Source organism: Dysgonomonas sp. 37-18, from assembly GCF_001899125.1.
Lineage (GTDB): Bacteria > Bacteroidota > Bacteroidia > Bacteroidales > Dysgonomonadaceae > Dysgonomonas.
Genome location: NZ_MKVC01000047.1, coordinates 210997 through 223708 on the forward strand (window position 1 = coordinate 210997; position 12712 = coordinate 223708).

Sequence of the window (12712 nt, forward strand, 5' to 3'; positions counted from 1 at the left end):
ACTCAGTATTCCACTTGACCCTAAATTGTTATGTACAATCTATGTACAGCAAAAATAAAAAAGACTTACAGTTCTTTGTAAGTCTTTTTCATTGTAGCGGGACCGAGAATTGAACTCGGGACCTCATGATTATGAAAAATAAAACAACCTATTTTCTGATATTTCATATTTCTACTTTTTGTTTATTAATAATTGATTATCAATAATTTAATTGAATATTTTTTGAGTTTATTTTTGTTATATATATGTATTTTTATCTATATTTGCACGAGTAGTATGTACATAGTATGTACATTTATTTATCTTAAATAAAGGACTTGAATGCTATTAAGGGATAGTTAGTATGTACATTAATAGACACAACCATATGAAAGAAAAAATAGAAACCATTAACCAAAAACAAAAAGACAATGTAAAAATTGCAAGCTTTTTAGATACAAGAAGAGCCAATTATGATGGGTTGTATTTTGTCAGAACTAGGGTTACTTTGGTGAAAAAGCAAAAATATTACCCTACAGGAATAGCTATGACTATTCAAGACTGGCAACGGTTACCTAAAGCTAGAGAATCTAAGCTTGTAGAGGCTAGGCGAAGTATAGAAGCGTCATCACAAGTAATATTTAATGCAGTTAAACAGCTCTGCGAATTTAATGCCTTTAGCTTCGACAGATTAGAAACATTGTTAGGTAGAGGAGATAAACAGAGTGTTAATACAGCTTTTAAACATAAGATTCAGAAACTAATTGATGCAGACAAACTAAATACTGCTGAGTTTTATCAGGGTGCTTTAAATGCTTTCGTTTGTTTCAAATGTGGTAAGTGGTGTAAACGAAAAGAAATGCAGAAATGTAGTAAAGATATTCTAGAATTAACTTTTCACGATATTACTGCTGAACAAATGCAACGATTTGAGAAAGAAGCATTAGAACATGGATATACGAAAACAACTATTGCTATGCGTATGCGTGCCATGCGGACAATTTGCAATATTGCTTTAAGTGATGGTACAATAAGACCGAGTGATTATTGTTTTAAAAAAGGCTCTCAAAAATCATATACCATAAAAAAAACAGGTAGCAGAAAAATAGCATTGACATTGGATGATATTAAAATAATAGCAAATGTTTCTATAAAAGAAAGGAATCGTAAAATGTCAAGAGATTTATTTTTATTTTCTTTCTGGGCTAATGGAATGAATTTTGCCGACCTTATTCGTTTAAAATGGTCTGACTATAGCAGAAAGACAAATGAGTTTACGTTTATTAGAGAGAAGACAAAGAGTACCGCTACGGAGGATCTGTATATATCTTTTCCTTTATTTCCAAAAATGAAAGAAATTATTGAAGAGTGGGGTAATAATATGAATAAAGAGAGTTATGTCTTTTCATTTCTGAAAGGTGATGAGTCATATGCTGATGAAATAAGACTGACAAAGAATATTACTTATGTTGTTAATAGTAATATTAAAAAACTTATCAAGTCTATAAATGATAATTTACCCGAAGAAAAGCATCTTCCTGAAAATGTAAGCACATATTGCTCAAGACACAATAAAAACTCTTATCAACTACTAATCAATTGATTAAACAGTCTTCCTCTTTCAATAGGTAACGATTTAGAAACGAGCGGACTTCGTAGATTCGCTTTACTATTCTGCAATACTCAAAGAGCGACTTATAAATGTAAAGGTAAATAAATATCACTATATGACCAACTCTTATCAACACTGGCTGCTGTTTTTTATAAAATATTCTCTGGTCTATCATACTTGCCATATTAGACAACCCCGTCCGGATTATCTCTACAAAAAAACTTGGTTCTTTTCTTCATTGAAGAATACATAAGATGAAAACTGAGTTTTTGTATCATTGTTTATCCTATTTTCTAGATACATAAAACCTCCATTTTTCAGTGTTTGCCATTGGCCAGCTGTCAGTTCAATGCCACTAATAATTGGGATTTTCGGCGCTCTTAGCATTTGTTGTTTTTTGTTTGGAACTTGTATTTGATCTTTCTTTGCCTGTTCCTGTAATAATTTAATATTCTTTAGAAACTCTTTTTTGAGGTTACCAAAGCTAAACTTCCGATCAATCTGTGAACCTTTGAAAGTGATAATCTTATACCGGAACGATACTCTCTCAATCAGGTTGGTTGTCGGTTTGTATTTATATTCTAGATTAATTCCGAACGGTAAGTCGACGAGATTATTACAGTTGGGTAAAACAACTTTTATCGCATCATAGATATAATACTTTACCTTATTGGAACATTTAGTTTCTTGAGTTTCACCCTGTCTTTACCTTTACCATAAGTCAGGTGATTTTATTCTTTAACTTCCTTTCGCTTGTAATGGTTGTTGACTGAGATTCGTTTTAAGTTGTTATTGATGTAATTATAGACAATATGCAAATGCTCATGCTCGGTATTATGATGTCTAACAATAATATATCGGGGATTTTAATACCCATCTCCTGCATATATTCTTTAGCTAACAGTACCATAAAATCATTAGTCATTCTTGCTTTGTCTTGTGGGGAAAAAGATAGTTATTATCATTTTTTACAAATTACGTAAAGAGTCATCTATAGTCATCACAAGATAAACTAGTCGAAGAACGGAAACCACCATGATAAGTGCATCTACAACTATTATTATCCCAACTGCTACATGAAGAACAGGTACGTCCCGAATAAAAATTACTTGTTCTTTCATAGAGATTATCCGATTCTTTAACATTTCTTGAAGAAGAAGTCGAACTACTGCTATGAATAAAGAAGAAAGAGTCTAAAAAAGCCTCGCCTAGTCCTAATAAATTAGTCTTTATATATTCCACAAAACCTAGTCTTATAATATTGTCTATAGAGACTCCTATTGCCATCCCGATTGGAATTGTGATATACCAAACTGGCAGAAATGAGATTAGGAACTTCTTTGAGAGAAAAGCAATCACACCTCCCAAAATAAAACCTACAACACCAAACATAATATTACCCCATATCATACCAACAGTACTAAGACAGAAGCGAAAAGTACCAATAGCAAGCCATATACCTAGTATAATTTTAAGAATACCCCAAACTGTAATTTCCATAGTTTAAATTTTTATACGTAAATTGTACTAATATGCTTTCGTTAATTAATCATATTATTGATTCGATATTAAAAGACATGTGTCCTCTATAAAAATTAAAATAGAATACTAAGAGTGGTTTTTTAATATATTACCATATAGGTTTCCATTCATCTGATAAACGTCTTAATAAAATAAATAGGATTGTCTTTCCAGAATATATCAGGAATATACTATATGTTATACCGTATTCTCATATTTTTTTTTGTCAGTAAGGTCGTTGTCTCGTCTTTTACTTTTGATAACACCGATTATATAGATCTATAAGCTGTATAAATCTGTATATATAAGTCATCTGTTTATTTTTTTGTAAGTATTTCCTCCAAAATCGAGAAATACGTTTTCACCCTTATGAGTTATTTTGTATTTGAATATATCATACTTACTTCTCTTTCCATCAACCCATACATCTTTAATTTCATTATACCATGCATATATCTCAAATTGTGTCTCATTGATATCAATCTTAAATTGATCAGGTCGTTTAATCTTATTATTCTCGTAAATCATAGACATGTGATAAATTCCGGGGGTAAAAATGCAATATCTATAACACCCTGGACTACCCTCTATTTCTTCGATTTCTTTCCACTCTCCGAGCAAATCTTCTGGATTATTTTTGTGGCATCCTACAAACGCTACTAACAAAAATATAATTAATAAGTTCTTCATAAATACAATTTTATATAATCTCTTAATTATGTCTAATTATTTACCAATCGCCTTCACCTAAGACTTCTTTCAAATCTTTATCAAAAGCATTGGTTGCTGTTATATTTTGTCTACTGAAGTTTTGAGAAAAAATAACACGAACTCTTTTCCTTATTATTTAATCAAGTTTTAAAATACTCCATTTCTTTAATTAATATTCTTTCATAATTATTTATTAAGTCTTCATAATATTTTGTTTTCCCATATTGGGCATAGCTTTCTAACCGTCCTTAGAATCGTTTGTCAACCTTGCTTGTTACCTACTCTGCCTTACCGCACCAATATTTTTTACTACACTATAGCTATATATCTTCACTTGTTGTCCCCATGACATAACAAGTGCGTTTAGAGAATTATTGTACTCATAAACTTTAATCACATATTCAATATAAACTCTATTATAAATTTGTATCAAATATTATAGAACAACCAATTTAGAATTATTACTGAATAATCAATAATTTCTAGTCAGTGTAAAACTAATTGGCAGCGTAAAATAAACATCTACAGGATTTCCATCCTGTATACCAGGATTCCATTTAGGCATAGCCTTTACTACTCTTACGGCTTCTTTATCACAAGATGGATCAAAGCCTCGGACAACTATTACATCTGAAGTTGACCCTGTCCTAGTTACAACGAAGCGAATAATCGCACGTCCTTGTATTCCTGATTCCTGAGCAACAACTGGATATCTTAAGTTTGCTGAAATAAATTGGCTTAATGCACTTTCTCCTCCAGGAAAACTTGGCATTACTTCAACTTCATTATATATTCTCTTATCATTCAACTGTATTTCAGTTTTTTTATTATCTGATAATTCTTTTATATCAATAGCAGTCTCATAGTTTTGCATTACATCGTTAGGAGTAATTTTAATATACTTGGAGTTTGAAGATGAATGATTCTTGGATGAAGTACCGTCATTAGATGGCAATACTTTTATCAGAGCTGTATTCGAAGTATAAATACGCCCCTTACATTTTATGGTTGCAGCAGGTAGTTTAAATACCCCTTCAGTTGTGGCCATTAAAACATAGCTGTGTGTTATAGACTCTTCAGTCTTTTTTACTCCATTAACAAATCTACTCGTGTAATTTTGACTAACGGAAGGACCGTACTTAATTTCAAAACCGCTTATTTTATCAGGTACTTGTATATTGGTTGCTTCATTATCATTCATTAAAATATATTGAATCTGAATCTGCCCTCCTTTCACGGTAACCTTAGGTGCTGAAAGAGTAAAACTTATTTCATTATCCTCTTTTCTTTCTTCCTTTTTTTCTTCTTTATCAGATGAAAGTTCAGGAGCGATAAATTCAATATTCTCTTTCATTTCAGGTTCATCCTCATTATTCTTCAACTCCGACTCTTCCTCAATTTTTATGACTGCACTAACTTCTTCTCCATGTGTTCTGCTTATCCAATAAATAGAAAAACTAACGACAAGAATGCCTACAATCGCTAATAAGTACCATTTTTTGCGTTTTCTTATTTCTTCCAGCGGTTGAGCATTATCTATGCTTTGCTGGATAGTATCTTCGTTTTTCTCTGATTCTATCGATTGGCTTGTTTGCAATTGTTCTGATTCAGTTTTAACAGTCTCATCCAAAACTATATCTTCACACACAAACGATTGCCCGCAGTGTTTGCAAACTTTTGAGTTTGCTAAAACTGTTCTGCCGCAATGATCACACTTCTTTGTTTCCATCTAGCTAAAGTCTACCGGTTATCTCTGAAATATCAAATTTGCCATCAATACTTTGAATTTCTATTTTCCCAAGCAAAATATTGAAAAAGAAATCCTGGATTTTTTCGAATGTTAATGCTACAGGATTACCATCATTATCAACTCCCATATCATATGTTTTCAGCAATTGCGAACCTAAGCTTGCTGCGGTAAGTAAAAAATGATTTTGAAATTTATCCGTATCTATCAAATCGGCAGCTAAAACTTTCCCTATAACAGTATAGCTATGTAAGGTTTTCTGGATATCTTCGTTCACAAGTGTAGTTTTTACCTCATCAGTATTGATGTCCATTTCTATCTTCCCAGAGTTAGGGGATTGGGGGATTCCTTTATACAAAGCTCCCAGATCGGCCAGACTCAAATTAAATAATTTAGCATCAGCGGTTGCAATTATTTTTTCTATCGAAAATGCACTAGGCAATAGTAAACTAATGGTTTGTGCAATTCGGGCAGATGGTGTGTTAAATGTTCCGATAATGGAATTGGTCAGGTCTATTTCTTGTGTTGCAAAAACGCCACCAATAACGATGCTATTCTCAAGAATAATTTCATCGGCATAAATACTACCTGCAACAAAAGCATTGTAAAGAGTAACACTTTTGGCGTTAATATCCGAATAAAAAGTAATTTTGCAATTTGGAGTGCGCGATACGATAGAATGAGCTGAGCCTACACTTTTTTTGAAAGTAATATTACCTTTTGCTTCACTATTCACATATAATTCCAGTTGGGTGAAAACAGCACCTTGTATTTCTAAATCACCATTCTGAATTTCCAGTTTGTGGGCATAAACAGCACCTTCTACAACAGTATTTCCTTGAATAGTGATGGAACGATTGAGCTCGGCAGCTTTCTCTGGTAGAATAGCACTTCGTACTAAATTATCTTTAAGTTGTATGTTGCTTTCGTTGAAACGAATTTCTTTTAATTCTTTCATATTTTAATATATATTTATCGATTAAATATTTTTAGTTGAGCTTAAATCCAAAAGCTTTACAACCATATCTTTTACTCTATTATTACGTAAGTCATTTGACGAAAAAGAATTGCTTATTTCGGTATTGAAATAGCGCTGAATGCTTTCTTTACTTTCTTTTGGAATATTAGTCCAACTCTTGGCTTTTATATTTTCGATAATATTATTGGAATTTATTTGTGACAAAAGACTGGATTGATACACTTTTTTGTTGATTTGATTTTTTTCGTCCACAGTCTCCAAAAAGCAAACCGGGGCAAATATGGAGGCTGCGACATTTGAATTCAGCATACTTTGAGCAATGGCATTTTCTGTTTTTTTCTGTTTCCATAAATACACATTTACTTGGTTAATTGTATCCAATGCTCGCTTTTTTGCAATAGAAGTGCTTATCTTGGCTTGAAGTTCGCCTCCTTCTTTGCCAAACACAGCGACTGTACTTACCAAGTCATTCCCCGATGTCCTGGCAGTATGGTTATCGCTGTTCCTTTTGAATATAAAGGCTGGCTTGTTTAGCTCAAAAATTCGATTTTCCAGTTCTTTATTCAAATCATCAAAAATCTTGAGATATTGATTCGATTTCCTGTTATAGTCAACTTCCATTTGTTTTTTCTTTGCCTCACACGCTTTTGCCAATTCTCGCAAATGCATAAGATTGGAATTTATTTGTTGAGACAATTCCATTATTTGTTGACTTATTTCAGTCCGAATGGTTTTGAAAAATCCTTCGACAATTGTATTTCCTATTTGTTTTGCATTCAGATCAATTGATACAATCTGAGCCGTTTGGGCCGCTACAACTGCTCCGGTAAGCAGATTTACACTGTTGTTACAACTTGCCACGCCTGTATCAAAAGAGCGTGTGTCAACATCAATATTTACATTGACATCTTCATAAACAGTACCGCTGTAGTTTACAGTAACAGAACGTGTTCCTTCCGAAACCGATACAGTTTTGGAACCCGAATAATGTACAGGAATCGTTTTACGAAATGATCGTTTGTAACTCATAACTAGTTTTAGATATTTGGGTAATTATTTGTAGCAAACAGACTATTCGTCAGGTCTTTTACCCGTTGCGAAATATTGGAAGATGAAACCAGCTTACTGAATTCACTTTGTACATCTTTATTTATGCTCATGTTTTTTTGCCCTTGCAAATTTTCGACATGGGGCATTACTGCATTTTTTAGAATAGTCTCTGATTGTCTGTTCAATATTCTATTACTCAAAGTAATTTCGATATTTTTATTATCAGATTTATCATAATTCATTTCACTAATGATAATAGGTATCAGTAATGTTGAATCCTCTGGTTTCTTGCTTCTATTGAGCAAAATTCGATCGGTAAGTTTTTTCTGTTCTTGCATTCCTCCAAGAAATCGTGTCATAGAATCAATGACATTTAATCCGCGATATTTCACATTGGAGGCCAGAATTTTTTGGCTTATTGACAATGATTCCAATTGAGTTAGAGGCACTGTTGCTGTAAGATATTTTGTCCTATTGGATACTTTTTCAATATCACGAATAGCAAAATTAATTACAGGTCTATCTAACTCAAAAACCCGTTGTTTTAAAATGGTATTCAATCCATTAAAAAGTTTCAGGTAACGATTCGACAGCATATTATAGTCTCGTTCCATTCGCCCTTTAATCGCTAAAAGTTGTTTTTGCTGCTGATTAAGTAGCATCAAAAGCGAATCAACATCGCTTTGACACTTTGCCCTTTTCTGGGAAATTTGGGAAAGCATAAGCGTATGAAATCCTTTGTTTACATTGTTACATACATGCTCTGCTGCATTTTTCTCAGCTAGTACCACTGCGGTTTGCATAGCAACTACAGCGGTCGTAGTCGCTTTCACATGATTGGAAACACTACCAATCTCTTGTGCCATCGGAGTCGTATCTAATACACAATCTATACTTGCCATAATTGTTCTCTCTTATTCGTTATTATTGCCTTGAACATAAAGAATTTCTGAAATAAAGTAGTCTTTATCAAAATCGGTGTCATTATACTCTATTCCCATTTTTTTACATATTTCTTTTAATCTTTCATCGGGCAATGCTGTTAATTCTTCTTCGCTATAAATATGTAGGGCCCTGTCTTCGAGTTCTATTTCCGAATTACCTTTTTCTCCCACACTATGCTCAGTATTCATATGATGTTGGTTATCGATCACCTCTTCTATTTCAAGTTTTTTTGTAACAACTTCTTCATAGCAAGCTGTATTAGACTTTTCTTCAGAAGTATAATGATTATCTTCGGAAGCATGATCTTTATTTTCTTTATTTTGAGGCTCCTCCTTAATCGGAACTCCTCCTAACTCTTGTAATGCACTTTTTGCTATATTGGGTAAGTTGAGCGATATATGCTCAAAAATGATATCTTCAACCTGAGGTACAGGAGGTAATTCGGATATTTTAGCAAATAAAGCGTTAACTGAAGCTAATGGTTTCCTACGGTCGTCCAAATCACGCACTTCGTTTGCTGCAACGGCAATTTCGCTGGAATGTCCATCACGAAGTTTAGCGTCGTAATATTCGATATGTCCAAACCGCTTAGCCTTAATATCTATATCATCTTTCAAACGTACCATATAATCTTCAAAATCATCTTGAACTGTCTTGAACTGTTTGGATTGTATTTCAAAAGCAGCAAGCGTTTCTTTCGAATTATCAATAACATCAATCACAGCCGAATCTAGTGAACCGCCTGATTTCTCCATATTTTCCTCCGTTTTTTGATAGGAAACTAACGTATTGTATGCAGCCACATATTCCCGTAGGCTTTCTCGCATCAGATTGATTATATCCGCACTCTCAGCACGGTTTGCAAGATAAAAATTATCTGTCTCTTGATGCCATTTGTTTAGGTAATCAATTTTTTGGTCTTTGATATGGTTATATATTTTCAACCGTTCAATTCGATTTTCCTGCATTAGGTTTTGAACAACAGGAGCAACTATCTCTTCATAAATTTGATGAACACCAAACGGAAAATTAGTAGTGCTGCCATCTTCGGCTGTCCACATGTCCGAAAGCAAATTGTATTTAACCCTTGAACTCGGCTTTAGTTGGAATGGTTCATATCCTTGTACCGATTCGCTGTAATCAAATTTTTCGTTGCGGATTCTTTCAATTTCAGAGAATTCAAGTGCCGGAGAATAATGATTGTACGGTGATTTCAGAATCTGATAAAGCACCTTATTTGATTCAAATACTACCTTATCTGTGGATGCTATTTTCAGAGACGAAATTGCCTGTACCGAATTAGCCATTGTCATCATCAGCCCTTTCAATACATCTTCAAACTGAGAAGTTTTGTTCGATAACGCATCTTTCAATTTGTTTAATTCTTGAAACTTGGAGATACTACCAGCATATTTTCCCTTATCAAAAACTTCGACAATGGGAGCATTATCAGGAATATCAGAGGTTGCATATTCGTTCAATAATTGTAGATAATCACTCTTATCGGCTACCAATGGCAACGACACCGAAGTAGTGTCCAGATCATCCATGCAATAGGAAATTGTTCGCAGGGAACGTTCTAATTTTCCAAAATAATCATGTTGATTTATTTGCTGAATAGACGTAGAATAGTCATCCGTATCAATCGTTTCTGTATTTTTAGAGGTTTCTACGATCGGGGCTTCTGAGGATAACTGCTCCAGATCGGCAATCGTTTCAACCAGCAAATCATTCTGGCGTGAGAGTTGCAAAGTGATCTCCGACTCATTAACTTTACCGGTATAATCAATGATAAAACTTTTGTCTTCGTACTTTATCTGGTCGGCAACGGGGACATATGCTACGCCCAGTTTGCTTACTTTATAGTCGCGAAATATTTCGGAGTGTTGTTTCCTAAATTCATTAATCCGACTATCTAAATCATCAATTTCTTTCGTAATCTGGTTTTTCTTAATGAAGTAAACGAAGAAAAGAATGATAGTAAACAACCAATAAATTGTTTTCGAAAGTTCTTGGTCTTTAAAACTTTTTTCTTCTTCGAGAATAGCAATTTCTTTTTCGATACGCTCCTCTTCTTGCACTATCTTTTCGGCAGCTTGGCGATAGTATTTGAATAATATTTTTGCTAGGTCTTGATAAATATTATTCGATTCGGGGAAAATTTTACCTGTCATATCCTTATTATTTTATTTTGAATAAATATTTTTCCTGCGTTGATAGATCCATTCACATTTTTGGAGATTCTTTTTTATGGATTCTTCATTCATGGCAAAATCGTAAATTTCGATGCTAATGTTATTCAATGTATCTATGAATGAAATTTCCAGATTATTGGCTTCCTGCTTGTTAGATGGTGAAACAAATCTTAGATTTTTTTCGAGTTCGTTAATACGATTTATAAAGTAGTCCGGCAGTTCTAAATTATTACTCATTTTGTATTTCAAACCTTGCATAACCGATTTCATTTCATTGATTCCATTACTATTAGCTGTCTCTTGCGCATAAACTTCGTTTACTTTATCGGACGAATGGAGCGCAGCAACAAAGCCAAGCAACAATAAGAAGAACAGTATGCCATGGATAATGAGTTGTGTAGAGAAAACTACATCTAAAGCAATATTACTTATAATCATTGCCGCAACTGCTATAATCGCATATAGCCACGTAGCTAGCCAGCGAACACCAATAGATCCGATTGCTTTGCTTGATTTGTCGTTATAATCGACTAACGGAATGAGAATATCAACAAAAAACAGCCCATAAATAATTGTAGAAACAACAATATTCAGTGCAAGAATATTATCTGTCTGCTTGCCTCTGAATAAGATAAAAGCAGTTATAATCAATGTTTCTCCCAATAAAAGAGAAAGCCATGATATTGTTTTTTTTGTCTCCATAGCTCTTTATATTTATCGTTTATTTCCACATCTGGGACAAAATTTTGCATTTGGAGCTAATGCAGATCCACAACGGGCGCAACTGTCATCTGACTGTACTTGTTTCCCGCAATTTCCACAAAAAGTGCTACCGGGAACTAATGGAGCATTACAATTAGGACACAAAATATATTCGCACTGTAGAGGTGTACCGCAACTTACGCAGCGTTTTGCATTTTTATCATTATCGGTTCCACACTTGGGGCAAGGATTGTAAGTATCGCCACAATGCGGACAGAAACCATATGTGTTGGGGAATTTACGGGAACAATTGGAACAATAGACCTCTCGCACTTGCTTTGTGGATTGTGTTGTTTGTCCTTGGGTTTCCTGTCTATTATTACCGCCGAAAGAGGGTTGGCTGTATTGTGGATTCATCATTCCGCCACCTGCAGCACCTCCCATTCCACCCATCATATTCATAGCCATCAAACCTCCGATAAGCCCCCCATTTCCTAGACCATCAATAGCATTGTTTGCTACACCAAACATCTGCTCTTGCTGCCATGTATGCCCGGTAATAGACATCGCACTCTGTTGTGAAATGGCAGCCGCTACCCTCCGTCCGGTTTCGCTTGAAGTATCAATATCAATACTTGTAATGTAGAATTGAGTCAGGTCTAAGCCTAAATTATCCCAGAATGATAACATTGTGCCTTTCAAATATTGAGATAGCTCATCCAGATGCGCCGATACAGATTTAAATCCTATCTTGTTTTTAAGCATAAACTGGAGGATCGTCGATTTGGTTTTGATCGAGAATTCTCCAAAAAACTGATTTGTTAGATCGTCTTGCGTAAATTCATTTTTTGTACCGACTATTTTTATCAAGAACTTTTCGGCATCTTTTACTCTCAACCCATACCGTCCTTTTGACACTAACGGAAGTTGAGTATTATAATCCGCATCGTGAATAGACATGCTATCTGTTTGCCAATCAATATTGTAAGGTTGTAATTTGTTAACGAACCATATTTCTGCCATAAACGGATTTTTACCTCCGAAAGGGATACCAAATAAATTCCTCAGAATGGGTAAATTCTCTGTACTCAAGGTGTGTTTTCCCGGACCGAATTTACCTATAATCTGTCCTTTCGAAAACAAAACTGCCTCTTGTGATTCTTGTATAAGCAATTGAGTATAAGTACTCAGATTTGTTTCTGGAAAGCAATATGCATAAATTGTTTTATTTCCTTGTGGTGACCAACTGACTACGTCTATTATTGCCATAA

At 34.1% G+C, this 12712-nt stretch carries 10 protein-coding genes; 1 reads left to right on the plus strand and 9 read right to left on the minus strand.

Features of this window, described 5'->3' with window-relative positions; all coding sequences use genetic code 11:
• Positions 1 to 367: 367 nt before the first annotated feature.
• Positions 368 to 1582, plus strand: a complete 1215-nt coding sequence (locus tag BGO84_RS18010; RefSeq protein ID WP_291031235.1) for a phage integrase SAM-like domain-containing protein — start codon at positions 368 to 370, stop codon at positions 1580 to 1582.
• 996 nt (positions 1583 to 2578) lie between these two features.
• Here the strand turns inward: BGO84_RS18010 and BGO84_RS18015 are convergent.
• The 9 genes from BGO84_RS18015 to BGO84_RS18055 form a co-directional block, all read right to left on the minus strand.
• Complete coding sequence (locus tag BGO84_RS18015; RefSeq protein WP_291031237.1) at positions 2579 to 3091, minus strand: hypothetical protein; 513 nt, start codon at positions 3089 to 3091, stop codon at positions 2579 to 2581.
• Between the two features lie 330 nt (positions 3092 to 3421).
• A complete protein-coding gene (locus BGO84_RS18020; protein WP_291031239.1) occupies positions 3422 to 3802 on the minus strand; it encodes a hypothetical protein in 381 nt (126 codons plus the stop codon).
• 493 nt (positions 3803 to 4295) lie between these two features.
• Positions 4296 to 5552, minus strand: coding sequence for a TonB family protein (locus BGO84_RS18025; RefSeq protein WP_291031241.1), 1257 nt, complete (start codon positions 5550 to 5552; stop codon positions 4296 to 4298).
• A 4-nt stretch (positions 5553 to 5556) separates the two neighbouring features.
• Positions 5557 to 6528 (minus strand): hypothetical protein, encoded by a 972-nt coding sequence (locus tag BGO84_RS18030; protein WP_291031244.1) that lies wholly within the window; start codon positions 6526 to 6528, stop codon positions 5557 to 5559.
• Positions 6529 to 6549: 21 nt separating this feature from the next.
• Complete coding sequence (locus tag BGO84_RS18035) at positions 6550 to 7578, minus strand: hypothetical protein (RefSeq protein ID WP_291031246.1); 1029 nt, start codon at positions 7576 to 7578, stop codon at positions 6550 to 6552.
• An 8-nt stretch (positions 7579 to 7586) separates the two neighbouring features.
• On the minus strand, positions 7587 to 8501 hold the full coding sequence (locus tag BGO84_RS18040; RefSeq protein WP_291031248.1) for a hypothetical protein: 915 nt from the start codon (positions 8499 to 8501) through the stop codon (positions 7587 to 7589).
• A gap of 12 nt (positions 8502 to 8513) precedes the next feature.
• Positions 8514 to 10718 carry a hypothetical protein gene (locus BGO84_RS18045; protein WP_291031250.1) on the minus strand — a complete coding sequence of 735 codons (2205 nt, stop codon included), beginning with the start codon at positions 10716 to 10718 and terminating at the stop codon, positions 8514 to 8516.
• Between the two features lie 12 nt (positions 10719 to 10730).
• Positions 10731 to 11441 carry a hypothetical protein gene (locus tag BGO84_RS18050; RefSeq protein WP_291031252.1) on the minus strand — a complete coding sequence of 237 codons (711 nt, stop codon included), beginning with the start codon at positions 11439 to 11441 and terminating at the stop codon, positions 10731 to 10733.
• A 12-nt stretch (positions 11442 to 11453) separates the two neighbouring features.
• On the minus strand, positions 11454 to 12710 hold the full coding sequence (locus BGO84_RS18055) for an SPFH domain-containing protein (RefSeq protein WP_291031254.1): 1257 nt from the start codon (positions 12708 to 12710) through the stop codon (positions 11454 to 11456).
• Between the last annotated feature and the right edge of the window lie 2 nt (positions 12711 to 12712).